The sequence below is a fragment of the Paraburkholderia steynii genome, from assembly GCF_900100565.1.
Taxonomy (GTDB): Bacteria; Pseudomonadota; Gammaproteobacteria; order Burkholderiales; family Burkholderiaceae; genus Paraburkholderia; species Paraburkholderia terrae.
Window position 1 is genome coordinate 95,654 of the sequence record NZ_FNDI01000017.1, and the last position, 26,686, is coordinate 122,339.

25 protein-coding genes are annotated in these 26,686 nt (G+C 61.4%); 10 read left to right on the forward strand and 15 right to left on the reverse strand.

What is annotated here, in order from left to right:
* Positions 1–5 precede the first annotated feature (5 nt).
* Positions 6–1,898: a beta-galactosidase gene (locus BLT65_RS27655; RefSeq protein WP_091783414.1), complete on the forward strand. Its 1,893-nt coding sequence runs from the start codon at positions 6–8 to the stop codon at positions 1,896–1,898.
* On the opposite strand, the gene BLT65_RS27660 is transcribed toward BLT65_RS27655, so the two are convergent.
* The 10 genes from BLT65_RS27660 to BLT65_RS27710 all read right to left on the reverse strand — a co-directional run bounded on the left by BLT65_RS27660 (position 1,893) and on the right by BLT65_RS27710 (position 11,950).
* A complete protein-coding gene (locus BLT65_RS27660) occupies positions 1,893–3,833 on the reverse strand; it encodes an alpha-galactosidase (RefSeq protein ID WP_091783416.1) in 1,941 nt (646 codons plus the stop codon). The two genes, BLT65_RS27655 and BLT65_RS27660, sit on opposite strands and share 6 nt — an antisense overlap.
* A gap of 15 nt (positions 3,834–3,848) precedes the next feature.
* Entirely contained in the window at positions 3,849–4,163 is a 315-nt protein-coding gene (hmuQ, locus tag BLT65_RS27665; protein WP_007583168.1) for a heme-degrading protein HmuQ, read from the reverse strand.
* Between the two features lie 110 nt (positions 4,164–4,273).
* Entirely contained in the window at positions 4,274–5,536 is a 1,263-nt protein-coding gene (locus tag BLT65_RS27670) for an MFS transporter (RefSeq protein ID WP_091783418.1), read from the reverse strand.
* Positions 5,537–5,572: 36 nt separating this feature from the next.
* Entirely contained in the window at positions 5,573–6,787 is a 1,215-nt protein-coding gene (locus BLT65_RS27675; protein WP_091783421.1) for a YbfB/YjiJ family MFS transporter, read from the reverse strand.
* 125 nt (positions 6,788–6,912) lie between these two features.
* Positions 6,913–7,623: an SDR family NAD(P)-dependent oxidoreductase gene (locus tag BLT65_RS27680; RefSeq protein WP_007583165.1), complete on the reverse strand. Its 711-nt coding sequence runs from the start codon at positions 7,621–7,623 to the stop codon at positions 6,913–6,915.
* A gap of 117 nt (positions 7,624–7,740) precedes the next feature.
* Positions 7,741–8,667, reverse strand: coding sequence for a LysR family transcriptional regulator (locus tag BLT65_RS27685; RefSeq protein WP_091783424.1), 927 nt, complete (start codon positions 8,665–8,667; stop codon positions 7,741–7,743).
* A 159-nt stretch (positions 8,668–8,826) separates the two neighbouring features.
* Positions 8,827–9,447: a ubiquinol-cytochrome c reductase iron-sulfur subunit gene (gene petA, locus BLT65_RS27690; protein WP_091783427.1), complete on the reverse strand. Its 621-nt coding sequence runs from the start codon at positions 9,445–9,447 to the stop codon at positions 8,827–8,829.
* The gene (locus BLT65_RS27695) at positions 9,444–9,899 is read right to left on the reverse strand and encodes a hypothetical protein (protein ID WP_042305946.1); all 456 of its coding nucleotides are present in this window, start codon (positions 9,897–9,899) and stop codon (positions 9,444–9,446) included. Before BLT65_RS27695 ends, petA begins: the two co-directional genes overlap by 4 nt.
* Before the next feature lie 363 nt (positions 9,900–10,262).
* On the reverse strand, positions 10,263–10,643 hold the full coding sequence (locus BLT65_RS27705; RefSeq protein ID WP_091783432.1) for a VOC family protein: 381 nt from the start codon (positions 10,641–10,643) through the stop codon (positions 10,263–10,265).
* 20 nt (positions 10,644–10,663) lie between these two features.
* The gene (locus BLT65_RS27710; protein ID WP_091783434.1) at positions 10,664–11,950 is read right to left on the reverse strand and encodes an MFS transporter; all 1,287 of its coding nucleotides are present in this window, start codon (positions 11,948–11,950) and stop codon (positions 10,664–10,666) included.
* A 101-nt stretch (positions 11,951–12,051) separates the two neighbouring features.
* Here BLT65_RS27710 and BLT65_RS27715 point away from each other — a divergent pair, with 101 nt between their 5' ends.
* A complete protein-coding gene (locus BLT65_RS27715; RefSeq protein WP_091783437.1) occupies positions 12,052–12,924 on the forward strand; it encodes a LysR family transcriptional regulator in 873 nt (290 codons plus the stop codon).
* A gap of 4 nt (positions 12,925–12,928) precedes the next feature.
* On the opposite strand, the gene BLT65_RS27720 is transcribed toward BLT65_RS27715, so the two are convergent.
* Entirely contained in the window at positions 12,929–13,087 is a 159-nt protein-coding gene (locus BLT65_RS27720; protein ID WP_091783440.1) for a DUF3563 family protein, read from the reverse strand.
* A gap of 289 nt (positions 13,088–13,376) precedes the next feature.
* Between BLT65_RS27720 and BLT65_RS27725 the strand changes: the two genes are divergently transcribed.
* The 3 genes from BLT65_RS27725 (at position 13,377) to BLT65_RS27735 (ending at position 17,661) form a co-directional block, all read left to right on the forward strand.
* Positions 13,377–15,104 carry a serine hydrolase gene (locus tag BLT65_RS27725; RefSeq protein ID WP_091783442.1) on the forward strand — a complete coding sequence of 576 codons (1,728 nt, stop codon included), beginning with the start codon at positions 13,377–13,379 and terminating at the stop codon, positions 15,102–15,104.
* A 7-nt stretch (positions 15,105–15,111) separates the two neighbouring features.
* Positions 15,112–16,350 (forward strand): MFS transporter, encoded by a 1,239-nt coding sequence (locus BLT65_RS27730; protein WP_091783445.1) that lies wholly within the window; start codon positions 15,112–15,114, stop codon positions 16,348–16,350.
* Between the two features lie 492 nt (positions 16,351–16,842).
* The gene (locus BLT65_RS27735; RefSeq protein ID WP_091783448.1) at positions 16,843–17,661 is read left to right on the forward strand and encodes a flagellin domain-containing protein; all 819 of its coding nucleotides are present in this window, start codon (positions 16,843–16,845) and stop codon (positions 17,659–17,661) included.
* 75 nt (positions 17,662–17,736) lie between these two features.
* Here BLT65_RS27735 and BLT65_RS27740 read toward each other — a convergent pair whose 3' ends face one another.
* From BLT65_RS27740 to BLT65_RS27750, 3 genes are all read right to left on the reverse strand, one after another.
* Positions 17,737–18,549: a TlpA disulfide reductase family protein gene (locus BLT65_RS27740; RefSeq protein WP_091783451.1), complete on the reverse strand. Its 813-nt coding sequence runs from the start codon at positions 18,547–18,549 to the stop codon at positions 17,737–17,739.
* A gap of 192 nt (positions 18,550–18,741) precedes the next feature.
* The gene (locus tag BLT65_RS27745) at positions 18,742–19,491 is read right to left on the reverse strand and encodes an SDR family NAD(P)-dependent oxidoreductase (protein ID WP_091783454.1); all 750 of its coding nucleotides are present in this window, start codon (positions 19,489–19,491) and stop codon (positions 18,742–18,744) included.
* A gap of 38 nt (positions 19,492–19,529) precedes the next feature.
* Positions 19,530–20,645: an alkene reductase gene (locus BLT65_RS27750; RefSeq protein ID WP_091783457.1), complete on the reverse strand. Its 1,116-nt coding sequence runs from the start codon at positions 20,643–20,645 to the stop codon at positions 19,530–19,532.
* Positions 20,646–20,788: 143 nt separating this feature from the next.
* Between BLT65_RS27750 and BLT65_RS27755 the strand changes: the two genes are divergently transcribed.
* A complete protein-coding gene (locus BLT65_RS27755) occupies positions 20,789–21,676 on the forward strand; it encodes a LysR family transcriptional regulator (RefSeq protein ID WP_091783460.1) in 888 nt (295 codons plus the stop codon).
* 194 nt (positions 21,677–21,870) lie between these two features.
* Complete coding sequence (locus BLT65_RS27760; protein ID WP_091783462.1) at positions 21,871–22,971, forward strand: NAD-dependent epimerase/dehydratase family protein; 1,101 nt, start codon at positions 21,871–21,873, stop codon at positions 22,969–22,971.
* Positions 22,972–23,009: 38 nt separating this feature from the next.
* On the opposite strand, the gene BLT65_RS27765 is transcribed toward BLT65_RS27760, so the two are convergent.
* Entirely contained in the window at positions 23,010–23,606 is a 597-nt protein-coding gene (locus tag BLT65_RS27765; RefSeq protein WP_042305934.1) for a nitroreductase family protein, read from the reverse strand.
* 262 nt (positions 23,607–23,868) lie between these two features.
* Here BLT65_RS27765 and BLT65_RS27770 point away from each other — a divergent pair, with 262 nt between their 5' ends.
* The 3 genes from BLT65_RS27770 (at position 23,869) to BLT65_RS27780 (ending at position 26,588) form a co-directional block, all read left to right on the forward strand.
* Positions 23,869–25,365 carry an MFS transporter gene (locus BLT65_RS27770; protein WP_091783465.1) on the forward strand — a complete coding sequence of 499 codons (1,497 nt, stop codon included), beginning with the start codon at positions 23,869–23,871 and terminating at the stop codon, positions 25,363–25,365.
* 115 nt (positions 25,366–25,480) lie between these two features.
* Positions 25,481–25,726, forward strand: coding sequence for a hypothetical protein (locus BLT65_RS27775; protein WP_091783468.1), 246 nt, complete (start codon positions 25,481–25,483; stop codon positions 25,724–25,726).
* Positions 25,727–25,757: 31 nt separating this feature from the next.
* Entirely contained in the window at positions 25,758–26,588 is an 831-nt protein-coding gene (locus BLT65_RS27780; protein ID WP_091783471.1) for a CmcJ/NvfI family oxidoreductase, read from the forward strand.
* The last annotated feature ends 98 nt before the right edge of the window (positions 26,589–26,686 follow it).

Genomic DNA, 26,686 nt, shown 5'->3' on the forward strand with positions numbered 1-26,686 from the left:
AGAACATGAAAAAGCGAGCGTCCATACAAGAGGCAAACACGGTCGGGCCGAATGGCCCGCACGTCTTCAGTTTCGCCGCGAATGGCGATGGCTTTCTGCTCGACGGCAAGCCATTCCAGATCCGAAGCGGTGAATTGCACCCCGCGCGCATACCCGTTGAGTATTGGCGGCACCGCATCCAGATGGCGAAGGCAATGGGGATGAACACCATTGCGTTGTATGTGATGTGGAATTATCACGAGCTAACCGAAGATAAATTCGATTTTCACACGGACAATCGCGACATCGAGGCATTCATCCGTCTTTGCCAGGCGGAGAACATGTGGGTGCTATTCCGGCCTGGTCCTTATGTGTGCGCGGAATGGGATCTCGGTGGCATTCCATCCTGGCTGTTGAAGTATGCGGATATCCGGCTGCGCACGGATCACGCTACGGATCCGCGCTACATGCACGCTGTCGAGCGCTACATCAATGAACTCCTGCCTCGCGTTAAGCCCTTGATGGCGGAAAGCGGCGGCCCGATTCTGATGATCCAGATCGAGAACGAGTTTGGATCATTCGACAGCAATTCCGCGTATCTGGAGGAGATAAGGCGGCTCTGGATTAGCGGGGGAATGCATGGACCGTTCTATACAGAAGACGGTCTTGTCCAATTGCAGCAGAACCGCTCATGTGTCGCCGGTGGTGCGATCGCATTGAGCAACGGCAACGCGGCGCAGATCGAAGCCCTGCGCAAGATGTTTCCGTCCGTGCCGGCGATGGCAGGAGAGGTTTACCCGGGTTGGCTCACGCACTGGGGCGAAAGCGCATTTCAAGGCACCTCAGTCGATCTTTCCGCCACGCTCGATGAATTGATGCGCAAGAACCTGTCGTTCAATCTCTATGTGATTCATGGCGGGACGAGTTTTGGCTTCTATGCGGGCGCGAACTTGGATGCGGACTCGGGCGAGTATCAGCCCGACATCACGAGCTACGACTATGCCGCGCCAGTCAGCGAGCAAGGCGTGGCAACTAAACGCTACATGCAGTACCGCAGCATCATTGCCGGATACCTGTCGACGCCTTTGCCGCCAGTGCCTTCTCCCATCGCAACGATTCCGGTGACGGACGCGAACGGGACTCGCCGGTTGATGCCGCAGCGCTATGCGTCCATCTGGGACAATCTTCCTGCCGCACTTCCTTCCGCGCAAACAGCGCATCCGCAGTCATTCGAAATGTACGGTCAGGCGTTCGGTTTTGTGCTGTATCGGAAGAAACTTGCGGGCTATGAAAGCGGTTCGCTGGATATAGCCAATGTCCACGACTACGCGACCGTTTTCATCGACGATCAATACGTGGGCGGGGTGTCGCGCACGCGTATGCCGGAAGAACGCGCGTTGCCGCTGAAGGTGGTGCATCGCGAGCCGGTTGCGTTGCCTGGTGGCTCTTCAGTGCCGGATGATGCCCGAGTGCTGGAAATTCTTGTCGAAGGCATGGGGCGCGTGAATTACGGGCATTCGATGATCGACCGAAAAGGCATTATCGATCCTGTCGTCCTGCATCATGCGTCGGGTGCGCCCGAGGTTCTGACCGGCTGGGAAGTGGTGCTCTTGCCAATGGATAAATCGTTTGTCGAGAACTTACGCCCGCTTTGTTCAAAGCCGGATAAAGCCGGCCTCTTCTTCATTGCGACACTTCCAATCGATGCTGTCGGCGACGTCTATTTCGACATGAGTGAATGGACCAAAGGCATTGTCTGGGTCAACGGGCATAATCTCGGCCGCTACTGGAATATCGGTCCGCAGACGCGGCTTTATTGCCCGGCTCCGTGGCTCAAGCCTGGCGACAACACCGTGTTGATCTTCGATCTGCATCAGTTAGAAGCCAAGCCGGTCAGTCTGGCATCGACCCTCTCATAGGCCGCCAGATACTACTGGCGACAATTCGATCGTCAGAACCTGAAATGGGTCAAGGCGAATTGCTTGCGGGCGGTCCGCGTCCCATAACGTCGGCACGTTCGCATCGCGGTCGACAAACGGGAAGCGCGCGCGGAACTGGCCTTCAATGCCACCCGGCAGTTCGAGATGCGTTCTCAGATCGAGCACGAAATCGTTCGCGCGATCATCCGGATTGCGCAGCGTGACGATTGCCTTCGATGGCGCCCACGCGGCCCATCCGTAGATTTCAAGCTGATCCGGCGCGCCGCCGATCCAGTGGCAATCGCTCAGCACGTCAGCATTGGCGCGCGCCCAGCGGGCAGCCTGCGCGAGCACGTCCCAGTGGCGCTCATCGAGTAACGACGGCGTGACATACAGTTCCTGCAATTGCGTGCCGCTGCCGAAGTACGATTGCACTTCATGGGCAAACGCATGACCGGGATCGGTATTGAGTCGCGTATTTTCCTGCGCGTAGATGATGCCGTGAAGCATCAGCGAATTGAGTGGGAACATCGGACTTCGACACACGACATTGCGATACGTTTGCGCATCGCGATACGTGATCCAGCGCTCGCGATCGCTGCCCGTGCCCGCGAAACCATAATCCGCGCCATCGCGCCAGATCGAATCGACGAAGCGCAGCCAGAACGGCGACGCTTGCGTGCCTGTCGAAAGATTGACGAACACATCGTGCTTGACGCGGCGCATCGCTTCGATGAGTTCGACAGCCGCGTCCCAATCGCTGTTGAAGCGGCTGCCGGGCACGACCCTGTTCGCGTTTCCGGTGCCATCGAGCTTGAAGTGATTGACACCGTGTCGCGTGAGCAGGTCCATCGCGACTTCATGGAAGCGGCGATAGTACGTCGGGCCCGAGAGCGCGAAGCCGTCGCCAATGGTCTCGAATCCGGCGGCGCGGCCGCGCGTCACGCGTTCCGTTCGCGGCGGGCCGTAGCCGCCCCACGGCGACAACCAGACGCCAGGCTCGGCTCCATATCGCGCGGCGGCATCTTTCAAAGGCAGGAAGCCATCGGGAAACGCAGGGCTGAACGACCAGCTGCCGCTATAGTCGTCCCAGCCATCGTCGAACAGGAAGGAGTCGAGTTGCACGCCGCGCTTTTCGTGCAGTTTCTGGCCGACTGCGTGAACGCGTTCGATGGCCTGATCCTGCGTGTACGTCGTCAGAAAGCCGATGTCGTACCACGAGTTGTAATGCAGAAATGGACGGTAGGGACGCGCCCGTTCGCGCTCGATGTAGGCTGCGAAGTCGCGCCGCGACTGGCCGTCGCGAAACACCCCGGCAACAGCCGAATAAGCGAGTGTTTTTCCTTTTTCGAGCGGCAGTATGCGGCTTACGCTAAAGCAGGCGACGCAGTCGCGCACTTCGCTTTCCGACATCGGAAGCTCGAAGCCCAGATAGAGATTGCCGTCGACAACCGGCACTGCCGCGAGGTCGCCGGCTTTTTTTGCATTACGTGTCTGCGCACGCAACAGCGAAACGGACGCGATGGCTTCGTCCTGCAAGAGCGCCGTAATCGACAGATGCTGACGAAGATAGCGCGAGCCCTCGCGCTGCTCCACGCTCCATTCGACACGCAAACGTCGTTCGCTATCGCCGAGCGTGGCAATCACGCGTTTGCCAGCAACACGTTCGGCTTTGCGCAGCGCATCCGGATTGGCAGGCAGTGCTTCTTCGCGCAACGGCGTGACGAGCCGCAAACTGGCAGCGTCGAGCGTGCGTCCATCCGCAAACGTGAGAACGAACGGAGCGTCGATAGCCAAACTACGGCCGTGCGCGCGATCCGCTACGCGAACACCGCACAGAGAACGGTCGGCAATCGTCCAGTGCAGTGCAATCGCGTCATTGCCGAACGCGTAGCTATCGTTTTGCGCCTGAAAAACGGGCGGACCCGCGTGCATGACGCGCCCCGTCCGCTACTTCACGGTCTGGAGTACCTCGAATCCCTCGAACTCCGGATGCCCGAGATAGAGCGCGCGCGACTCGCTCCCTGCATTGCGGTGCGCGGCGCGAAACGCTTCCGACTGCGTCCACGCCTCGAACGCCGGGCGATTCGCCCACACGGTGTGACTCGAATACAGCACGTGGTCGTCGCGTTGCGGTCCCTTCAGCAGATGAAACTCGACAAAGCCGGGCACGTCCTTCAGATGCGTGTCCCGTGTCGTCCATACTTCCTCGAAGGCGCTTTCCGAACCCAACGCCACTTTGAACCGGTTCATTGCAATGAACATGACTGTCGCTCCCGTATGACTGCGATGTCGCGAAGTTGCGGATGCTTCGAAAGTCTACTGGCGAAGTATACGCACAAGATCGCGAACGCGTGCATCAAGAGCGAACCCGGCTACCGTCCGCGCGCCCATTGCGCAAACCCCGCGCATACGACCAGCAGCGAACCGGTGACGAAGAATACGGAATGCATGCCGAAATGGACGGCAATCTGTCCGCCGATCACCGGGCCGATCACCTGTCCGCTGAACTGCGCGGATTGCAGATAGCCGAGCATCTGCCCCGTCTTGCTCTCATCGACGGCATGGCGCGCGAGCTTCGCGATGGCGGGCAACAACCCCGCGAGCGACATGCCCATCAGCGCGCGCAGCGCTGCGAGTTGCCACCATTGATGAACGAACGCTTGCGGAAGCATCAGCAGGCCCGTGACGATCAGGCAACCGATGATCACATTCCACCCGCCGATCCGGTCCGCGAGTGCGCCGAGCCGCGCTGCCGTCAGCATGCTGCCGAACGCGGAGCACGCCATCACGACACCCGCAATGCGCGCCAGTTCGTCCGGCCCAACACCGAGGCTACCGACGTACACGGTAATCACCGGCTCGATCGACATGTTGGCGAGCAGCACCATCATCGCCGTTGCGAGCAATGCGCCGATCACCGCATAGTGAGTGCGAGTCGGGTGCGCGGCTGTCGCGCCGCTGGCGGCTTTGCGCTTGGAGTCGGTGGCGGGGTGGAAGTCTTCCTTGACGACGAAGATCGTCAGCAGCGCCGCCACGGCGATCACCGCACCGCCCGCGAAGAACGTGCCGCGGATGCCGAGCCAGCCCGGCAGAAAGCCGCCAATCAGCGGGCCGACCAGCGCGCCCGCGAGCGCGCCTGTTGACAGCAGGCCGAGCGCCCAGCCGGCGCGCTCGCGTGGCGCCTGCGTGCCGACCATGACCGTCGAGGCCGACGCATAGCCGCCCACCAGACCCGCGATCAGACGCAAGCCGACCAACTCGTACACGTTGTGCGCAATACCGATCAGCGACATCACCACGGCCATGCCGACGGCGGCGCGAATCAGCATCGGCTTGCGGCCATAGCGGTCGGCCAGACGCCCCCACAGCGGCGCGGTGACGGCTGTGCCGAGGAACGTCGCGCCGAACGCGACGCCCGACCACTGGATGACATCCGCCTGCGATTCGACGCCGAGTTGCTTCACATAGAGCGGCAGAAACGGCAGCAGCATGCTGAGGCTGACGAGCGTCGTAAAAGAGCCGAATACGCAGACGAGCAGATTGCGCATCCAGTGCTGCTGATTGCGCTCCGTGTAGCCGAGTGAGGTGACTTCCGGCGCGGTGCGCATCGCAACGGTGGTCGTGGGCTGATTCATGCTGTGATTCCTTCGATCTAGTGTTGCAGGAAAGACTTAGCTGTTCTCCGGGTTGCCGCGAAGCGCGGCGAACAGGTCGACGGACAACGCAAGTGCGAGCGCCGCTGCGCCGATCGTGAACAACATCCGGTAGTTGCCGCCGTTCTGTGTGAAGAGGAACGACATGCCGTATGCAGCGCCCGCCTGCAACACCGCGAAGCCGGTGGTGGCCGTGCTCCATGCGCCTTTTTGCGCGGCGGGGTGATGCGCGAGCAGTTCATTCACACGGCCGAGCGCGAGCGGCACGATGCCCGGCACGGCCGCGCCCATCAGCAAGCTGGACGCGATCAGCAGCGCGGGACTCGTGCCGATCAGCGGCAATGCGACGGCGACGATCTGGATCACGAACGCGACCCGCAACGCAGGGCCGAAGCCCGCGCGGTCGGCGAGGTGTCCACTCAATAACGGACCGGCGATGGCGCCGAGGCCGAACAGCACCCAGTATTGGGCGCCCGTGTCGAGCCCCTTGCCGAGACCGCGCGATACGAAATCGACGAGAAACAGCATGTGCGGGACGAGGCCGATCGCGTTGAGCGCGTACTCCGCATACAGCGCGCGCAAGGTGAAGCCGCTGTGCTTCCGGTGCTTCGCGTGATGTGCGGGCGCCGTATGGGCAGGTGCGTCATGCTTCGGCCAGCCGTTCCATGCGGCGAGGGTCAGCAGCAGCGCGATGGCCGCGAGACCGAGCCAGGTTTGCTTGACCCCTTGAAGCAGCAACAGCGGCACGAGCGTGCCAGACGCCGCGATGCCGAGGCCGATGCCCGCGAAAATCGCGCCGCTCACGAGGCCGCGGCGCGACGGCGGCACATGCGCGAGCACAGTCGGCGCGGCGAGCACCATCAGTGCGCCGCCCGAAAGTCCCGACGCGAAGCGCCACATGAAGAACCACGAAAACGACAACGGAAACGCGCAAGCGACGAAGGCAATCGTTGCCAGCAGCATCATCGCGCGTAATACGTGGGTTGCATTTGCGCGCTTCGCGAGATAGCCGCCGAGCAGCGCGCCCGCCAGATAGCCGCCCAGATTCGCTGCGCCGAGATACGCCGCCGTCGATGCCGCAAACCAGTGCGCGTCGATGATGGCGGGAAGAAGCGGTGTATATGCGAAGCGCGCGAGTCCAATCCCGACGAGACTTGCGCTCGCGCCCGCCACCGTGCCACGCGTGATGTTGAAGGCGGGCGGCTTCGTGATCCTGATAGCTGCGTCCTGCATTGTTATCTCCGTGCTGCTGTCGCTACTGCTCGCTGCGACTCCTCGATTAAAACATTGATCTGAAAAATACTATGGCATCCGAAATAATGAATATCGAGGATGCCATGCCGGTAATACCCGCTCTCTCAAGAACCGACGTTACTGCCGCCGTCGACGTGCAAAATCTCGCCCGTCACGAAGCCCGCCGATTCCAGATACAGCACGGCTTCCGCAATATCCGTCACTTCGCCGAGATGCCCGATCGGGTGAAAGCGCGCGAGCGCTTCGTGCCGTTCGCGCGGGTGCATCGGCGTTTTGATGACGCCTGGCGCGACTGCATTCACGCGAATGCCTAGCGGCGCATACTCGATTGCCAGCGACCGCGTGACAGCATTCAGCCCGCCTTTGGTCAACGCGGCCATCGCCGCGGGCAGTCCGGCGCGTGGCCGGTCGACGAGGCTCGCCGTGATGTTCACCACATGGCCGCTGCGTTTCTTTTTCATCTCCGTCAGCACGCGCTGCGTGATATGAAAGAAACCGTTGACGTTGGTCGCCATGACGGCGTCGTAGTCTTCGGGTGTGTAGGCGTCGAAGGGCTTTGCGATGAAAATGCCCGCGTTGTTGACCAGCGTGTCGATCCGGCCAAAGCGTTCCAGCGCGATGGCGACGACCTGTTGCGCGGTCTTCGCATCGGCGATGTTGCCTTGCACGGTGGCAATGTCAGGATCGTCGCTTGGCTGAATCGAGCGCGACGTCGCGACTACGCGAAAATTGCGGTCGCGATACGCTTTGACCACTCCCGCGCCAATGCCCTGCGACGCGCCCGTAACGATCACCACTTTCTGTTCGGCACCCATTCACCTGCTCCTTTAACCAAATGGGCCGCGTGGCCCGATGTCGATGGAGCAAGTCTAGATTGAGTCGATCGCAGAGAGAATCCACGCAATGCGGCAGACATTCTTCCGCGCGGCGGTTCAATGGGTGTCGGTGATGCGCTGTAACTGCTTGAAATGCCGACGCAAACGCGGCGTGGCGAAATCGACGAAGGCGCGCACTTTTGGGACCGAGAGGCGGCCGTGGGGCGTCAGAAGATGAACGGGCAAGGGCGCATGCTCGCTGTCGCGCAGCACGATGCGCAGCTGCCCGTCCTTTACCTGCTGCGCGATGTGATAGGAGAACATGCGCGTGACGCCGCGTCCTTCGACGGCGGATGCCACGGCGGCGTCGATACTGTTGACGATCAGGCGCGGCGAGAAATGGACGACCTGTGCGACGGTCGAGCCTTCGGCGGGCGGAAAGCTCCATGAGTCGACGCCGAAGTGCGTCATCGAAATGATCTGATGTTGTTCGAGGTCCGCGGGCTCGCGGATCTGCGGGTGCTTCGCCAGATAGCGCGGCGACGCCGTCACGACGCGCCGCACTTCGCCGACGGGAATCGCGATCAGCGTCGAATCGGGCAGATGCGAAATGCGCAGCGCGACGTCGATGCCTTCGTCGACGAGACTGACGGGGCGGTCGAGCATATGCAGGCGCACCGACACGGCCGGATACTCGTCGATGAAGTCGTCGAGGATCGAGCGCAGCATGTCCTGGCCTGCGGCGACGGGCGCGGTGATGTTCAGCAGGCCGCGCGGCGCGGAACGCTCGCCCGCTACCAGCAGGTCGGCTTCTTCCAGGTCGGTCAGGATGCGCCGGCACGCTGCCGCGTAGCGTTCGCCTGCCTCGCTGAGCTTGATCGTGCGCGTGGTGCGGTGCAGAAGCGGCGAGCCGACATGCGCTTCGAGAAAGGCAATGGCGCGGCTCACCGCGGCGGGCGAACGGCCGAGCCGGCGGCTTGCGCCCGCCAGACTGCCTTCGTCCAGCGTCGCGACGAACACCTTCATTGCGTCGATGCGGTCCATGATGCATTGCTCGGGAAATCGTCGGCGAGGCGACGTTGCCCGGAAGTGTACAGCGGCGCGTGTGTTCAGGCCCTTCAAAGGCCTCGCGATGCGTCTGCTAGCGCTGCGCCGTCACGAGCCAGCGGCGCAGATCGACGCCTCAGCGGCCAACACTCGCGATCAGGCTTCGTCCTGTTCGTCTGCGCCGATCACGACATGACTCGCGGATTCAAATCGATAACGCGGCACATCGAGATTTTGCGGCGCGGGTTTGTCCTTGAACACGCGGCCTGCGAGGTCATACGTCGAGCCGTGACATGGGCAGAGAAATCCGCCTGGCCAGTCATTGGGAAGACTCGTTTGCGCGCCTGGCTGAAAACGCGGACTTGGTGTGCAGCCGAGATGCGTACACACGCCGACTACCACTAGCAGATTGCTATGCTCCGGGCGCGACCGGAACTCGTTGTTGCAGTAGGACGGCAGCGGCATCGAGAAAGGGCGCGTCGTGTGCGGGTCGGCGACGAGCGGAACGGCGGAGCGCACATCGGCGAGCATCGCGTCAGTGCGATTGACGATGAAGACGGGCTTGCCGCGCCATGCCGCCGTCAGCATGTCGCCGGGCTGCAGCCGGCTGATGTCGACTGTCACGGGCGCGCCCGCCGCCAACGCCGAAGCCGATGGCCTGAACGATTCAACGAAGGGCGTGACGACGGCCACGCCCGCAATGCCGCCCGCCACCGACGTCGCAATCATCCATCGACGGCGTGCTTCGTCGACGGGCGCGTTCGCGTCGGCGCTCACGACGTGCTCCCTTCTGTGTGCGTCGGCCATACGAACATCGCGCGAACGTGTGCTGATGAGTTGACGTCGACTACACGCTGCTGGGTCTTGCCATCATGGCTTGCGGTGATCTTGTAGCGCCCGTTCGGAAGCGATGCAAGCATGAATGGTCCGTGCGAGGTCGCATTCAAAAGCGTCTTTCCGTTCATGTCGGCGATGTGAACGGGAACGTCGGCGAGGTACTCATTCCCGTGACGCGTCGCGCCCGTAAACTCGAGTACGAGCGGGTATTGGTGCATGGCGTCCTTCAGCGCAGCCGATTGATCGCTGCCGACGCCACCCGAAAGATATGTGACCGCGCCTTGCTGATGAAGCGGCGGCAGATTCGTCGTCGCTGCGAAAGCGACACTGGTTGCGGATTGCGCGAACACGAGCGCGATGGCAACGAGACCTGCTTTGGTGAATGTGTTCATGACGGTTCTCCATCTTGAAGATCAAAGCCGTTTATTGCAGATACTTTGGAGCGCATACCCGGCGTCGTTCAACGAGCGCCGCGCCTTCGTTGATATTCGCCGGACCGGATACATCGGGAGCGCCACCATGCCCGTCGATAGGCCGGTCGCGTGCGCGATACGGCGGAAGATCGCGAACGCGTGTGTACAACGCGACATCGCAAGGGTTTGAGATTCAAGGCATTCACGATGCGACCTCAAAGTCTTCGTGTCTGCAATGTAGGCAACGCGAATTAAACGAGAATTAAAGCGCGTGATACGGACGAGTATGGGGAACACCCGTCGTCGGGCGGATAGCTGACGCAGCGGGCGCCGTGCAGGCGGCTAGCCCATCAGTTCGGAAATCTCGATCAGGTTCAGATCGGGGTCCCGCACATACACGGAGCGGATCTTCTGCGTCGCACCCGTTCGTTCGACGGGCCCTTCGACAATCGGCCAGTTGCATGCCGCGAGATGCGCGATGACCTGATCGAGCGGCACCGATGCGATAAAGCACAGATCTAGCGCGCCCGGCACGGGCAAATGCGCCTTCGGCTCGAATTCGCTGCCGCGTACATGCAGATTGATCTTCTGGTTGCCGAAGCGAAAGGCGATACGCCCGGCGCCGAATGTCTCCAGTTGCATCTGCATGACCTGCGTGTAGAACTTCGCCGTGGCTTCTGCATCGGTGCAGGTCAGCACCAGATGGTCGAGATGGTCGATCATGAAGAGACTCCTTCTGTGAGTCAGCGTGTACGCGCGTGTACGCGAATTTTGCGCGCATTCACGCGCGCAACGTACAACGTAAGCGTGCCGCAGACGGCGAGCATCGCAAAGCCAAATCCGGCGACGGACGGCCATGCGCCGTTTTGCCAGAACCAGCCGCCCCACGAACCGAGCACGCTCGAACCGAGATAGTACGCAAGCAGATACAGCGAGGTCGCGTGACCCTTTGCGCCATCGGCGAGTTGTCCGACCCAGCCGCTCGCCACCGAATGCGTGATGAAAAATCCAATGGTCAGCACGATGATGCCGAGCACGACAGGGATGAGCGCATGCATCAGCGTCAACGCAAGTCCCAGCGCAGCCACCACGACGCCCGCAATCAGGACCGGTCCGCGCCCACAGCGGTCGGCCAGCGCGCCCGCGCCGGATGCGGCGACGATACCGAACAGATACGAACAGAAGATCAGGCCGGTTTGCGTCGCGCTGAGATCGAACGGCGGCGCCATCAGCCGGAAACCCGCATAGTTGTAGACGGTGACGAACACGCCCATGACGAGGCATCCCGTTGCGAACACGGCGGGCAATGTCGCGGCCGTCAGATGCTTGCGCCACAGCGCGATGTGATGAACAGCGGTGAGGTCCGCGCGTTTCACGAAATTGCGTGAGCCTGGCAACAGCAACACGAACGCGATAGCGGCGACGACATCGACGATACCGATGGTCAACATCGCCGTGCGCCACGACAGATGATCGCTCATGTAACTCATGCCCACACGGCCGATCATTCCGCCGAACGCCGTGCCGCCGACATACAGCCCCATCGAAAGCCCCAGCCCGCGCGGATCGATCTCCTCCGCGAGATACGCCATCGCGACGGCGGGCACGCCACCGAGCGCCAGCCCTTCCAGCGCGCGGGCGACGAGAATGCTGTGCCAGTCCGCTTCGAGCGCGGCGCAGACGTTGAAGAGCGCGGCGAGTGTCATCGATGCGAAAATCAGGCCGCGTCTGCCGAACCGCTCCGATAGCGCGCCCGCGCAGAGAATCGAGAACGCGAGAAAGCCTGTCGAGAGCGATAGCGCGAGCGAGCTTTGCGCCGCGCCGATATGAAATTCGCTGGCGAAAACGGGCAGCAACGGCTGCACGCAATACAGCAGCGAGAACGTGGAGAAGCCCGCAAGAAAGAGCGCGATGCTGATACGGCGAAAGTCCGTCGAGCCGGGCCGCACGCCGGACGCGCCGGTGGTATTGAAACGTGTGCTGGATGTTTCGATGCGATCGGGCGTCGCAACGGATGGATCAGAGTTCATGGACAAGATCGGCGGTCGACTATGACGCAGGAATTGTCCTGCGCCAGAGCTATACTGTCCAATATATGAAACTGGCTAACCCGATATGTTTTAGCACTAGCATGGAACTGCGTCATTTACGATATTTCGTGGAGGTTGCGAGCGAGCGCAACTTCACGCGCGCGGCTGAAAAGCTCGGCATTGGACAGCCGCCGCTCAGTCAGCAGATCAAGAGCCTGGAGCGCGAACTGGGCGTCGAACTGTTTCGTCGAACGGCGCATGGCGCCGAGCTGACGGGCGCGGGCGAAGCGTTTCTGATCGAGGCGCAGCGCGTGCTGGGCGGCGCGCAACGCGCGGCGCACGCGGCGCAGCGGGCCGCGCGTGGCGAGACGGGACGGCTGCGTATCGGCTTCACGGGGTCGGCGGCGTTCAATCCCGTGGTGCCCGCGCTGATTCAGCGTTTCAAGAGCCGCTATCCGACCGTCGATCTGACGCTCGAAGAAGCGAATACGCCTGCGCTGCTGCAACGCCTGCTCGATGACGAGATCGATGCCGTGTTTTTCAGGCCCGGGACCACGTCGCCAGAGCACGTGCAGACGCATCGCTTCGCGGACGAGCCAATGAAAATCGTGTTGCCGTCAACGCATCCGCTCGCAGCGAAGAAGCGCCTGCCGTTGACGGCGCTGGCCGATGAACCGTTCGTGCTCGTGCCGGGGCCGGCGGGCGTGACGCTTCACGATGAAATCGTCCGCGCGTGCGGCGAGGCGGGCTTCAGTCCGCACCTCGCGCAGCCTGCGCCGCAGGTGTCGTCGGTGATCAATCTGGTGGCGGCGGGCCTCGGTGTGTCCATCGTGCCCGCCGCGATTGCGCAGGTGCAGGTGAAGGGCGTGCGTTACGTCGACGTGCAGGGCGCGAAAATGCGGGCGCGTCTAGCGTTGGGATGGCGTGAAGGGGACGCGTCCGCGCCGCTCGGCAATCTGGTCGGATTGCTGTGACAGCTTAATCTCTCGCCTCGATCAGCCGCATGCGGCGTTCGAGTTCGAAGAGATCGACGGCCGACGAGAGATACGTGTCACGGCGGCTGTGCTCGGCGCGGTCCAGCAGTTCCTCTGCGCGGTCCAACAGTTCGAAGATGAGCCGGAGGAAGTATGCGAACATGGCGTGCTCCTGTTGCGTTGGTTCAGGCGCAACCCTTTGCATCGAGCGTGCCATTTCGGAGATGTCCTTGTCTGGCGGGCTTGCGGGTTATCCAGCGGCCGTCGACGGATACGAATGTGTTCGGATAGAACCAACTTTCGCCCGGCAACAGTTTGCTTTCACCATGCTTCCATGCGGATAACCGCTCGCCAGATGCGGCCGCATTTCGACGGTATGCATTTGACGCGGCGGCCCGACTTCAAGCGCGTAGAAAGCCGGTTCATGAACATTCGACGCAAGGAGAATCCGATTGACACCGCTGGAGAGACTCGAAGGCTTTGACGACATCGTCGCTTCGCTATTGCAGCAATGGAATGCGCCCGCCGTCGGCGTCGCTGTCGTCGTCGATGACGTGCCGGTTCTGACGCGCGGATACGGCTTTCGCGACTATGACAAGCGCTTGCCGTTCGATGCGTCGACGCTCTTTCCCATCGCGTCAAACACGAAGCTGTTCGTCGCGCTGGCTGCCGGCATGCTGGTCGACGAAGGCAAGCTCACGTTCGACAAACCGCTTTCCCAGCACTTACCGGAACTGCGGTTTCATAACGACATCCTGACGCGCTCCGTCACGCTGCGCGATCTTCTCGCGCATCGCACGGGCATCACGCGTCACGACATGATGACCTACGGCGCAGCAGCGACGCCGAAGGATATATTCGATCGCCTGCATCTGATGAAGCCGAGCGCCGGCTTGCGCGAGACGTTCATCTACAACAACGTGATGTACTACGCGGTGGCGCACGCGATCGAACGGCTGGGCGGCATGTCATGGACGGAGCTGGTTCGCCAGCGCATGCTTGAACCGGCGGGCATGCGCGATACTTCGTTTCTCTATTCGGAGTTGCTGGACGAGCCGAATCTCGCCATCGGCTACACCGAGTGCCGCGACCGCCGCGAACTGCGCAAGCTCGACACGAAGCGGAAAAGCGATTCGCCGTGGCCGTCGGGCAGCATGGTATCGACGCTCGACGACATGTCGCGCTGGCTGTCGTTGCTCGTCAACGACGGCAAGGTTAACGACAGGCAAGTGATATCGAAGACCTTGCTGCGCGAGACGATGGCGCCCGCGATACCGCTGCCGAACTCGGCCCCGGAACTATATGGCTGGTGGGAATCGCTCAACGGCGCATATGGGATGGGAAGGCAAACGGAAGTCTATCGCGGGCATCTGTTGGCTTCTCACGGCGGCGATATTCGTGGGTTTCATTCGAAGGTATCGGTCATGCCGAAAGAGCGGATCGGCGTGAGCGTGTTCGTGATCGGCGACCATTGCGCGGCATTGCGCGACGTCGTCCACTATCAAATCTATGAGCGTTTGCTGGGTCTCGAACTCACGCCCTGGAACGAGCGTCTGCTCGGACTGATCGAACCCGCGCGGCAAGCGATGTCGCAGGCGCGTAGCAGCCGCTACGGAGACCGGATCGACGACACGAAACCATCGCATCTACTCGAAGACTATGCGGGCGACTTCACGCATGAAGCGTATGGCACGATCGCGATTGCGCTCAAGAACGGCCATCTGCGCCTGAAGTTTCGCGATCAGGATTTACAGTTGCAGCACTATCACTACGACCGCTTCGACGCCGAAGTAGAGGATCCCGAAGACGACGCACGCTGGCGCATCAACTTTCTGACGACACATGAAGGCGATATCGACCGCTTCGTCACGAAGATCGTCGAGAACGAAGTCGTGTTCGTGCGCAAGGAGTTTGCTCATGCGCCCGCCGTGTTGCAGCGCTTTGCGGGAGTCTACGAAACGGCCGTTGGTGTGCGCGTCGACGTGTTCCTGCGCGACGACGGCACGTTGTGGCTGCGCGTACCGGGACAACACGACGAGCGCTTCATTGCCGCGCGCGATCGCATGTTTCGCATTGCATCCGCGCCGGGCTCGACCTTGGAGTTCATCGAGCGTGACGGACAGATCGTCTCGCTCGATCAGATGACAGGGGCGGGGCGTTTCATTCTTCGCAAGGTGTGACGGCTATATGGACGAGCATCCAGCGTCCCCGGAAAAGCCGGCGTCCGGCCGGTCCCGCGTCAGCACCCTTCGGCAGATACCCGGCAGCGTCTGGGTGTTGGGCTGCGTGAGCCTGTTGATGGACATCTCATCGGAGATCATTCACAGCTTGCTGCCGATGTTCATGTTGGTGAGCCTCGGCGCGAGCGCGACGACGATCGGATTGATCGAGGGCATCGCCGAGGCGACGGCGCCCATCGTCAAGGTCTTTTCCGGTGCGCTCAGTGATTACCTCGGCAACCGCAAATGGCTCGCCGTCGCGGGCTATGGGCTCGGCGCGCTGAGCAAGCCGCTGTTTGCGATTGCACCGACCCTCGGCCTCGTCGTGACGGCGCGCGTAATCGACCGGATCGGCAAAGGCATTCGCGGCGCACCGCGCGATGCACTCGTCGCCGATGTCACGCCGCCGCCGCTGCGTGGGGCTGCGTTCGGCTTGCGGCAATCGCTCGATACCGTCGGTGCCTTTCTCGGGCCGCTGCTCGCGGCCGCGATCATGCTGATCTGGGCGAATAACTTCCGGCTGGCGTTCTGGCTGGCCGTCATTCCTGGTGTGCTGGCTGTCGCGTTGCTGGCGGTCGGCATCGACGAACCCGCGCGCCAACCTGGCGCGAAGCGCGTCAATCCGATCCGGCGCGACAGCATTCGTCAACTCGGTGGCGCGTTCTGGTGGATCGTCGCAGTCGGGGCCGCGTTCGCACTAGCGCGCTTCAGCGAGGCGTTCCTCGTGCTGCGCGCGCTGGATAGCGGCGTGCCCGTCGCGCTGGTGCCGCTCGTGATGGTCGCGATGAACGTCGTGTATTCGCTATCGGCCTATCCGCTCGGCAAACTCGCCGACTCGACGAGTCATGTCAGGCTGCTGGTCGCGGGGCTCGTGATACTCGGCGTGTCCGATATCGCGCTTGCGCACGCGGTTCACTGGAGCATCCTGCTTGTGGGCGTTGCACTGTGGGGCCTGCATATGGGCGCGACGCAAGGGCTGTTCGCGACGATGGTGTCGCATAGCGCGCCCGCGCATTTGCGCGGCACGGCGTTCGGCTTGTTCAATCTCGCGAGCGGGCTTGTGACGCTGGTTTCCAGCGTGATCGCGGGCGCGTTGTGGGACACGATAGGGGCGGCTGCGACGTTCTATGCCGGCGCCGCATTTTGCGTGGTCACGATCGTGCTGCTGCTGGCACGTCCCGCGCGACGCATCGAGCCGCGCAGCTAAACGGCGCGTGCGAACGAGGCTTGCGTTGCCTCACAGTGAAATAAGTTTGCTAACCCCACGCGGCAAGCGACAGGTTTTCTGCCTGAAAGATTCGCAGATGTAATGTCAACCGGACTGTCAGTAAAAGTTATTACCGCGTCAGCAATAAACGAGGTTTTATCGATTAATGCTTTCACTAAGCTATAAAGCTTGCATAATTATTCGTAACAATAAAAGCAGCGACATTCTCTTTGTAATGCCTGTGAATGAAAATGGAAGAAGTGCGAATGTATGTTAAAATGTGCATACATATCAATATGTTATAGAGCAATTTTCAGATGGAAACGTGGTGCTTCAGCATCCCGGTTCCGTATCCGTGTAAAGCGGAAATTACCGCGAGAAACCTAAAGCAATATTTGGAGACGTCGTAAACCCCGTCGAGTGGTGGCGCGAAATAGTGAATAAATTGCGTTGCCGCTTATGTCGATCTTTCTAGAACCGAAAGGGGTTGAAATGCTTAACATCAATACGAACATCATGTCGCTGACGGCGCAGAACAATCTGTCGGGTTCGCAAAACGCGCTCTCGCAGGCGATCAACCGTCTATCGTCGGGCAAGCGTATCAACACGGCCGCTGACGACGCGGCGGGCCTCGCAATCGCTACGTCGCAAACGGCATCGATCAATGCGTTGACGCAAGGCGCCGCAAACGCGAACAACGGCATTTCGATGGTGCAGACCACGAACGGCGCGCTGCAATCGATCGTCGACAACCTGCAGCGCATCCGCCAGCTGGCAGTGGAAGCAGGCGACGGCTCGCTCGACTCGAACGCGCTCGCCAACCTGCAGGCGGAAGTGTCGACGCGTCTGACGGAAATCACCCGCGTTGCGCAACAGACTACGTTCAACGGTCAGGCGGTGCTGAACGGTGTCGGCTCGGTCAACTTCCAGATCGGCGCGTTCAACGGCCAGCAGATCACCGCGAACTTCGGCACGCAGAGCTGGGACGCAAGCTCGCTGGGCATCAGCGGCTTGAGCGTGGCGACCGCTTCGGGCGCGCAAGCCGCCATGAGTTCGATCGATAGCGTGCTGACGAGCGTCAACACCTTCCAGGCAACACTCGGCGCGACGCAGAACACGTTCCAGGCCGCCATTTCGACGACGCAAACGGAAGCGACCAACATGAGCGCCGCCGAATCGCAGATCACCGACGCGGACTTTGCGACGGAAACGGCGAACCTGTCGAAGGCTCAGGTGTTGCAGCAAGCGGGTATCTCGGTGCTCGCGCAAGCGAACTCGATGCCGCAGCAGGTGCTGAAGCTGCTGCAGTAACGGGAACGGCATTGTGCATCCTGTGTCGGGCGAGCGGGATGCACGGTGTTTTCTTCGCTAAGGCAAGCTATGCGCTCAAGGTCTCGAAGATTCAAGTGACGGATAAAGCCGAGCCAGCATTGCATCGAAAGTCGCCTGCGATACGCGCCCCAAGTGCTTTTCCAGCAATCGTCCGTTGGCATCGTAAAAGAGCGTGGTCGGATACGCGGTGACATTCACGCTCTTTGCGAGTGTCAGTTGCGGATCAAAACGGGAGTTATCGATGTGCAAGTTGAGGTCTGCCAGAAACACCTCGACCGTGTGGCGGTCTTCTCCCTGATTCACGAAAACCAGATCGAGTTCGGGATGGTTTGTCTGCTCGCTGGCAAGCACGGGCATTTCGCCTCGACAGGGTCCACACCATGTCGCCCACAAATTGACGACAAGTGGCTTGCCGGTATTTCGATCAAGGCGCTGCGGCGTACCGGCCTCGTCGAGTAGCGTTATCGACGGCACGTGCGAAGGCTCGTCGGATCGTCCCATCACCGCACCAGCGATGCCCCACGCGACGAAGCCCGATATTACCGTGACGGCTAATGAACGTCGTATTGCCGATCGTCGTATTGCGGCAATCACCGCGACGACGATTCCAGCCGCAATGCCCGGTATCGCCGCGAATCCCGCGTCTCTGATATCGAGCATTTGCAGGAACTCGCCGCGATAGCTCGGCAGGTATTGAAGGACGAACACAGCACGCGCGACGAACAGGCCAATGAGTAACGCCGTAAAGAGGGCGCGCTCGACGTCGGATTGCTTCTCGCCAGAGAATCTACTGACGAGTAACGCTACGGCGATGCCAATGAACAGAGCAAGCGGTCCAGCAGGAAGAGCCAAAGGGCCGATATTCATTCGTTTGTTCCAGGTGCGCCATCGTGTTTCTGAATGACCCGGACTATACCGCCTGGAGCGCAACATCATGAATACCCTGGAGGATCAAGAATATGCTCGTTCGTCTCGTTCCACGCTGCGATCGATTTGCGCTCGTGAAGCAATCAGCAAATGGAGGCGAGCGTGACCGCTCGCCCCGACATCGCGACAGACTCACACCTGCGCGAGGCCACCGTCGACGAACAGGTCGATACCCGCAACGTAGCTGCTCTCGTCGGATGCGAGGAACAGCGCTGCGGACGCGATTTCCTCAGGCCGACCGATGCGGCCCAATGGCGTCGCGGCAGCGAACCTGGCGCGCAGTTCATCTGCTTCGGCGGCCGTCGCAACCTGGCTGTCGATGATCGGCGTGTCGATCGCACCTGGGCTGATGGCATTGACGCGAATGCCGCGGCCCTTCAGTTCGACGGTCCATGTCCGCGCCAGCGAGCGAACGGCTGCCTTCGCCGCGCTGTAAGTGTCGTGCGCCGGCAAGCCTTTGACGCCAGCGACCGAACTGGTCAGGATGATGCTGCTTCCATTGCCCATCAACGGCAGCGCTTTTTGTACGGTGAAAATGAGTCCGCGCACGTTGACGTCGAACGTGGCATCGTAATGCTGTGGCGTAATCGCTTCGAGCGTGCGATGCTCGACCGCCCCTGAATTGGCGAACAGAACGTCGATCTTGCCGCGTTGCTCTCCGACAATGGAAAACAGGCGGTCCAGCTCATCGAGCTTCGTCACATCGGCCTGCACGGCCGTCACGTTGCGGCCAATCTGCTGCACGGCTTTATCGAGTTCCAATTGCCGCCTGCCGACGATGAATACATACGCGCCCTCGTCGACGAAGCGTTGCGCGGTGGCAAGTCCAATGCCGCTGCTGCCGCCTGTGATGACGGCTGTCCTGTTTGCAAGTCGATTCATGATGTTGTCGTTCCTGATTCAAGCGGTATCAAGCTGCTTCAAGCGGTTTCGGTTTCGGCATGAAACGCATAGTCGGTATAGCCTCGCGCATCGCCGCCGTAGAAGGTCGAACGGTCGTAGCGGGTGAGCGGCTTGCCGGTGCGCAGACGGTCGGGCAGATCGGGATTCGAAATGAACATGCGCCCGAATGCGACGAGGTCCGCGTGGCCGTCGGTGACGATCTGCCCGGCGCTTTCGCCCGTAAAGCCGCCCGCGGCGATGATCGTGCCGTTGTAGAGGCGGCGCATGTCTTTCGACGTCACGTCCGACTCGCTCGTCTCCTGCTCGACGATGCCGCGAATACGTGGCTCGATGACATGCAGATACGCGAGGTCATAACTGTTCAGACGCTCTGCGACATAACCGAAGGTGGCATGCGGATCGCTGTCCGACATCGTGCCGTACGTGCCGCTCGGCGACAGCCGCAGTGCGACGCGGCCGGGCCCCCACACGGAGACGACGGCATCGAGCGTGTCGAACAGGAATCGCGCGCGATTCTCGATCGGGCCACCATAGGCGTCGGTGCGATGGTTCGTGCCGTCCAGCAGGAACTGCTCGAACAGATATCCATTTGCGCCGTGAAGCTCGACACCATCGAAGCCCGCCTCTTTCGCCAGCACGGCACTGCGACGGAACTGCTCGACAATGCCCGCAATTTCGTCGATCTCCAGCGCGCGCGGCACGATCAGTTCGGCTTCCGCGACGTTGCCGTTCCCGTCGCGGATGGCCGCATGTTCGAGCGAGCGCAACGCGGAAGGGGCAACAGGCGTGACGCCGCCCGTGTTGGCGGGATGCGCCTGGCGTCCCGCGTGCCACATTTGCAGGAAGATGCGCGCGCCCTTCGCATGCACGGCATCCGTCACGCGCCTCCAGCCCTTTACCTGCGCGTCCGTGTATATGCCCGGCGCGTCGACGTAGGCAATGCCAAGCGGCGAGACGGCCGTCGCGTCGCTAATCAGCAGGCCGCCTTCCGAGGCGCGCTGCGTGTAGTACTCGACCATCAGGTCGCCGGGCACGTTGCCTTCCTCGGTGCGCATCCGCGTGAGCGGCGCGAGCACGATGCGGTGACTGAGTTCGAAAGGGCCGACATGGGTACGGCTGAAGAGCGTGTTCATGCGTGCATCCTCTGGATGAGTGTTGAAGATGACGGGATCATGAGCGCCCGTAAAGCCGCGCAGAAGGGGCCTGGCGGGGATAACTGCCATTCCTTGAGAGAATAGGGCCTGACGACTTCGACGAAACCTGGGAGAGGCGCAGCATGGATCGACTGGCCGCAATGGAAATTTTTGTCAGCGTTGCCGAGGCGGGCTCGTTTTCGGCTGCCGCGAAGCGGATGAACGTGGGGCAGCCCGCCATTTCCAAATCCGTTGCACAGCTGGAAGAACGCCTGGGCGTGCGGCTCATCCTGCGTTCGACGCGAGGTTTGACGATGACGGACGCCGGCCAGCGTTTCTACGAGCATGCGAAGCGCGCGATCCAGGAGGCCGACGACGCGGAGCAGGTCGTGCGCGACGCCTCCGACAGCCTGTCCGGCAAGCTGCGCGTCAGCGCGGCGGTGACGTTCGCGTGCCTGCATGTGCTGCCGTCGCTGGACGCCTTCTTGAGCCGGCATCCCAAGCTGGAAATCGACCTCAAGCTCGAAGATCGCATCATCGATCTGCTCGAAGAGGGCATGGACGTGGCGTTGCGGATGGGGGCGCTGACTGATTCGTCGATGACGGCGCGGCGTATCGGGCGAAGTCCGCGGCTCGTCGTCGGCACGCCGGACTATTTCGCGCGGGCAGGCGTGCCCACGACACCCGCCGAGCTGCATCGACATCAGGCAATCGTCTACTCGCAGCGTGGCGGCGGCGAGACATGGACGTTCCACCAGAACGACAGCGACGTGGATGTGACGGTATCGGGACGTGTCCGCGTGAGCGCGGCGGAAGGCATGCGCACGGCTGTCCTCAATGGAATGGGGCTCGCCGTCGCGTCGCGCTGGATGTTTTCTCCCGAGTTGGCATCGGGCAAGGTCGAGGCCGTGTTGACCGACTGGACCTTGCCCGCGGTCGATCTTTGGGCCGTCTTTCCATCGGGGCGGCTGGTGACGGCGAAAGCGCGTGCATTCGTTGAATTCGTCGAGGAGGCGCTCGCTCGGGCGTAATGGCGAGTCGTATCCGCCAAACCCATCACTTGATGGAATAACTGGAATTCCGCGCCGCCTACTACTGAAGACTCCCGTTCAAAACTACATTTCGTTCGACCGACGGGATGTCGGAAGGACACTCAAACATGCCGCGTGATATGCAACGCGAAAGGTTTGAGTCGAAACGGAATGGATAGAACTGGAGAGCAGGAATGGGCACGAGCAGCAAGGTACTGGTAGCGGGCGCGAGCGGACTGATTGGTGTTGCCGCTATCGAGAGCTTTCTCTCTGCGGGTTGGGATGTGGTCGGCATTTCCCGGCGCAAGCCGGACCTGCCGAGCGGCCGCGAATTTGAATTCATCCCCGTGGACTTGCGCGACGAGAACGCTGCGCGTGAAGCGCTGTCTGCGCTCGGCGGCATTACGCATGTCGCGTATGCGGCAATCTACGAGAATGCGGATGATCTGGTGAGCGGCTGGTCGAACGCCGATCAGATCGAGATCAACAACGCGATGCTCCGCAATGTGATTGAGCCGCTCGTTTCAGGAAAATCGAAAGCGACGTTCAAGAACGTGTCGATCCTGCAAGGCACGAAGGCGTATGGCGTAGACCTGCATCCTATTGCCATTCCGGCACGCGAAAGCGACCCGCGCGACGACCACGCAAACTTTTTCTTCGACCAGCAGGACTACGTTCGCGACGCTGGTGAAAAACATGGGTTCACGTATACCGTGCTACGTCCGCAACTCGTGACGGGAAAAACCGCCGGCGCGCTCAATGTGCTTCCCGCTATCGGCGTCTACGCGGCTATCCGCCGCGAGAAAGGCGAGTCATTCGGCTTTCCGGGTGGCCCGTCCTTCGTCTGGGAAATGGCGGATGCCGATCTCGTCGGCGAGGTGATGGTTTGGGCCGCGCAGTCTCCGCAAGCGGCGAACGAGATCTTCAATGTCACCAACGGCGATGTCTTCGAATGGCGCAGCGTATGGCCGGCGATGGCGAAGACGCTCGGCGTTAATGCCGGAGCCGACGAGCCAACGAGCGTCGCGCAATACATTCGTGAGAATGCGGACGTGTGGGCGCAGATCGTCGCCAGGTACGGACTGGCGAGTGGCGATCTTCTCTCTTTTGTCGGACAGGGCGACCAGCACGCCGATTTTGCGTTTGCCTATGGCGCGCCGGCGGGGCCTGTCGCTTTCGTCAGCACGGTGAAGCTTCGCAAGGCGGGATTCAATGCGGCGGTCGATACGCGCGATGCGTTCTGCGACGCGCTTCAGTCTTTTATCGACCGCAAGCTGTTGCCGCCTGCGTTCTGACGGGTTTGTATTCGCCTGCGCAGTGAGCGCTTTCGCGATCAGAACGTGAACTGTCCTTCCGCGGCAAACGTGGAGAGCGGATTGCGCGGGCTCGGCGTCTCGCGTTTCTGCAGTCCTTCAGGCAACGAGGACTTGTCGCCGGGGCGGCCGATCGCGATCGCCGCTTCGACGGCATAGTCGTCGGGAATTGCCAGTTCTGCACGAATGCGCTCGCGTTCGATACCGGCAAGACCATGAGCCTTCCATCCGGACAGGCTCGCCTGCAGCGCGAAATAACCCCAGGCAGCACCCGTATCGAACGAATGCGACGCCAGCGCGACCTCGTCGGTTGCGCCTGGCGGCGTGAATGACCGCTTCGACAGCACGATCAGAATGGCGGCTGCATGTTGCGCCCAGCCTCGGTTGAAGTCATTGAGAAAGCCGAGAAACTGGGTCCAGTGCTCCGTATCGCGCCGTGCATAGACAAAGCGCCACGGCTGCGAGTTATACGAAGAAGGCGCCCAGCGGGCCGCTTCGAGGAACGTCAGCAGCGAGGCTTCCGGAATCGTGTCTTGCGCGAAGGCGCGCGGCGACCAGCGTTCCAGAAACTGTCTGTCGATGGGATGCTCGGCCGTACGTGTATTCGATGAAGTCATGATGGTGATGTGTAGCGTTTGATCGTCGTAGTTTTCGTGCCTGTGCCGGGATATTCCGAATCACGACGTTAAGTGGCCACACGCGCGAATCCAAACAATGTTTGCGCATATCGAAAGCAGCGAATCGTCGATATACGAGGCGCACAGCGCGAAGCGACGCGCATCGTAGCAACGTCAATTTGCATATATTCAATCGTCGTTTGGAAGACGTGATGGGCGTCGCTAGCATGCAGGAACTTTCTGACTTCCTGTTCGACTCATCATGTCTACCGTCGCTATTCCATCCACTCCGCTGGACTCGTCCGTTGCACACGATTCCGCTCGTCCAGCCGTTATCCGCTCCGCGCAGGACGTATCGCGTATCGTCAATGCGGGCGCGGTGAAAGGCAGTAATGCGCGCATCGTGATCGCGATTGCACTAGGCGGCGTGTTCCTCGATGCCTATGATCTGACCTCGCTCGCCTACGGCATCAAGGACATCGCAAAACAGTTCGCACTGTCGCCCGTGCAGGTAGGTTTCGTTTCTTCCGCGATTACGTTCGGCGCGATTCTCGGCGCGTTGTTCGGTGGCTATCTGACGGATCGGATCGGCCGCTATCGCGTCTTTATGGCAGACATGCTGTTCTTCGTCGTCGCCGCGATTGCGGCCGGTCTCGCGCCGAACGCCTGGGTGCTCGGCGGCGCGCGCTTCCTGATGGGGTTCGGCGTCGGGCTCGATCTGCCCGTTGCGATGGCGTTTCTGGCGGAGTTCTCGCGTGTGGCGGGCAAGGGCAACAAGGCGGCAAGCGTCGCTGCGTGGTGCCCCGCGTGGTATGCCGCGACGAGTACATGCTACCTGCTGATTCTCGGTCTGTACGCGATCCTGCCCGAGCACCAGCTCGGCTGGCTGTGGCGGCTCACGCTCGCGTTTGGCGCGGTGCCCGCCATCGTCATCATTCTGGTGCGCAGCCGCTATATCAGCGAATCGCCCGTGTGGGCAGCGAACCAGGGCGACCTCGAAGGCGCTGCGCGCATCCTGAAGCGTTCGTATGGCGTCGATGCCGTTGTCGAACGCGCGACGGCGCCCGTCGCGCAACCGCGCCGGGCTTCGTGGCGCAACTATGGCGTGCTGTTCAACGCCACATACCGCAGACGCACGATACTCGCGGCCGTGATCGGCAGCGCGTCGTCGTTCGGTTACAACGCGATCATCTTTGGCTTGCCTGTCATCATCACGAGCTTTTTCGCGCAAGGGCCTCTGACGACAATCGTCGCATCGCTCACGCTCAATCTGTTGTTCGCATTCGTGGGCGGGTTGATCGGCGTGCGAACCGCACCGACAATCGGTGCGTGGAAAATGACCGTGCTCGGTCATTCGCTGCAATTCGCTTCGTTGATCGGGCTTGCGCTGATCGGTCGTCCGAGCGGCACCGCGCTGGTGGTGGCGGCGATTCTGCTGCTGGGCGGCTATCTGTTCGGGCAAGGCTTCGGGCCCGGTTCGCATTCGATGACTTACGCATCCCTCAGCTACCCAACTTCACTGCGCGGTATCGGCGTGGGGTTCAACCAGACGCTCGTGCGCACGGCTTCGACGATCTCGCTGTTTCTGTTCCCGGTGCTGGCGGGCGCGCTCGGCACGAAGGTGTTCTGGGTCATCGCGATTGCTCCGCTGACGTCGCTGCTGGTGCTGCTCGCGATCCGCTGGGAACCGTCTGGCTACGATATCGACGGCGAGGATTATGTGAGCGTGCCGTCCGTCACTGAGCGCGCGGGCGCCTGAGGGTTCAGTCCATCCATCGGCGGTGCGTTGCAAAGCATTGCACAAATGCTTGTTTGTGCAATGCGCCGCCACTGACTAGATTCGATGAATATTGCCACGAGCAGGAGGACGCATCATGTCGATGAACCTCGCATCGTTTTATCGTCAGGCCGTATTTCATCCCTTCCAGGCTGTGCGTCAGCGGTTGCACGCGCGATCCGCCCACGCCGCTGAAGAACGCACCGACCGGCAGGCAGAGCACTCGCCGCGCGATGCGGGCGAGCGCCTCGAGCGTATAGCCGTCTATGCGCGAGCGGGCTACTTCAACATGGGCTACACGTTCGAGATGTTTCATGTGATCGGCGAAATAGCGCCGGACTAATTGAGTCGCGCGCATGCATGGAGCGTAAGCAATGAGCGATATCGTCGTCGAACAGCCAGCCGTTGTCGAAGCTGCGTTGAACTATCTCGTCGCGACGGGAGAAAAGCCCGCCACGTATGCCTATGAGCCGCCCGCAGGCGAACCACAGCGCAGCGGCGTGTATCGGACGCAGCGTGTGAATATCGTCAATGCACGCGTGTCGCCGCCGCCAGGTGGCTTGTCGCTGGACCGCAATGGCTTTGAACTGCGGCAGCACGCGAGCGCGCTCAGCGACTTCTCGGACCCAGCGGCGATTGAACGCATCTACTACCCTGAGGCCGAAGCGCTGCTCAAGCGCTGGACGGGTGCGAAGCGCGTCGTCATCTTCGATCACACGCTTCGCGACGGCCAGGCGGCGCGAGCGAGCGGTGTGCGCGAGCCGGTCAAATTCATTCACAACGATCAGACTTTCGTCTCGGGTCCGCGCCGCGTGCGCGATCATCTGCCGCCGCATGAAGCGGAAGCACTGCTGAAAGGCAGGGTGGCGATCGTCAACCTGTGGCGTCCTGTCGGATCGACGGTCGAATCGTCGCCGCTCGCATTGTGCGATGCGCGCAGTATCTCGCTGACCGATCTCGTGCCGTCGGATCTGATCTATCCGGACAAGATCGGCGAGACGTATGCATTCGTTTTCAATCCGCGGCACCGCTGGTACTACTTTCCGTTGATGTCGCCGGAGGAAGTCCTTCTGCTGAAAATCTACGATTCCGCGGGCGACGATATCGCACGGCTGACGGCGCACACCGCATTCGATGATCCGTCGTCGCCGCCCGATGCAAGAGCGCGACGTAGTATCGAACTGCGCTCGTTGCTGTTTTTCTGAGCTTACGCTCGCACCCAATCGGCGTGAATCATTCGTCAGCGAACGCGCTTACCAGAGTGTGGGCGTGAGCAACGCACGCCCGCAAAACACGACGATCG

Bases quoted from the DNA above. Each gene is read 5' to 3' on its own strand.
- BLT65_RS27655 (WP_091783414.1), top strand. From the start codon at position 6: ATGAAAAAGCGAGCGTCCATACAAGAGGCAAACACGGTCGGGCCGAAT.
- BLT65_RS27660 (WP_091783416.1), bottom strand. From the start codon at position 3,833: ATGCACGCGGGTCCGCCCGTTTTTCAGGCGCAAAACGATAGCTACGCG.
- hmuQ (WP_007583168.1), bottom strand. From the start codon at position 4,163: ATGTTCATTGCAATGAACCGGTTCAAAGTGGCGTTGGGTTCGGAAAGC.
- BLT65_RS27670 (WP_091783418.1), bottom strand. From the start codon at position 5,536: ATGAATCAGCCCACGACCACCGTTGCGATGCGCACCGCGCCGGAAGTC.
- BLT65_RS27675 (WP_091783421.1), bottom strand. From the start codon at position 6,787: ATGCAGGACGCAGCTATCAGGATCACGAAGCCGCCCGCCTTCAACATC.
- BLT65_RS27680 (WP_007583165.1), bottom strand. From the start codon at position 7,623: ATGGGTGCCGAACAGAAAGTGGTGATCGTTACGGGCGCGTCGCAGGGC.
- BLT65_RS27685 (WP_091783424.1), bottom strand. From the start codon at position 8,667: ATGGACCGCATCGACGCAATGAAGGTGTTCGTCGCGACGCTGGACGAA.
- BLT65_RS27695 (WP_042305946.1), bottom strand. From the start codon at position 9,899: ATGAACACATTCACCAAAGCAGGTCTCGTTGCCATCGCGCTCGTGTTC.
- BLT65_RS27705 (WP_091783432.1), bottom strand. From the start codon at position 10,643: ATGATCGACCATCTCGACCATCTGGTGCTGACCTGCACCGATGCAGAA.
- BLT65_RS27710 (WP_091783434.1), bottom strand. From the start codon at position 11,950: ATGAACTCTGATCCATCCGTTGCGACGCCCGATCGCATCGAAACATCC.
- BLT65_RS27715 (WP_091783437.1), top strand. From the start codon at position 12,052: ATGGAACTGCGTCATTTACGATATTTCGTGGAGGTTGCGAGCGAGCGC.
- BLT65_RS27720 (WP_091783440.1), bottom strand. From the start codon at position 13,087: ATGTTCGCATACTTCCTCCGGCTCATCTTCGAACTGTTGGACCGCGCA.
- BLT65_RS27730 (WP_091783445.1), top strand. From the start codon at position 15,112: ATGGACGAGCATCCAGCGTCCCCGGAAAAGCCGGCGTCCGGCCGGTCC.
- BLT65_RS27735 (WP_091783448.1), top strand. From the start codon at position 16,843: ATGCTTAACATCAATACGAACATCATGTCGCTGACGGCGCAGAACAAT.
- BLT65_RS27740 (WP_091783451.1), bottom strand. From the start codon at position 18,549: ATGAATATCGGCCCTTTGGCTCTTCCTGCTGGACCGCTTGCTCTGTTC.
- BLT65_RS27745 (WP_091783454.1), bottom strand. From the start codon at position 19,491: ATGAATCGACTTGCAAACAGGACAGCCGTCATCACAGGCGGCAGCAGC.
- BLT65_RS27750 (WP_091783457.1), bottom strand. From the start codon at position 20,645: ATGAACACGCTCTTCAGCCGTACCCATGTCGGCCCTTTCGAACTCAGT.
- BLT65_RS27755 (WP_091783460.1), top strand. From the start codon at position 20,789: ATGGATCGACTGGCCGCAATGGAAATTTTTGTCAGCGTTGCCGAGGCG.
- BLT65_RS27760 (WP_091783462.1), top strand. From the start codon at position 21,871: ATGGGCACGAGCAGCAAGGTACTGGTAGCGGGCGCGAGCGGACTGATT.
- BLT65_RS27765 (WP_042305934.1), bottom strand. From the start codon at position 23,606: ATGACTTCATCGAATACACGTACGGCCGAGCATCCCATCGACAGACAG.
- BLT65_RS27770 (WP_091783465.1), top strand. From the start codon at position 23,869: ATGTCTACCGTCGCTATTCCATCCACTCCGCTGGACTCGTCCGTTGCA.
- BLT65_RS27775 (WP_091783468.1), top strand. From the start codon at position 25,481: ATGTCGATGAACCTCGCATCGTTTTATCGTCAGGCCGTATTTCATCCC.
- BLT65_RS27780 (WP_091783471.1), top strand. From the start codon at position 25,758: ATGAGCGATATCGTCGTCGAACAGCCAGCCGTTGTCGAAGCTGCGTTG.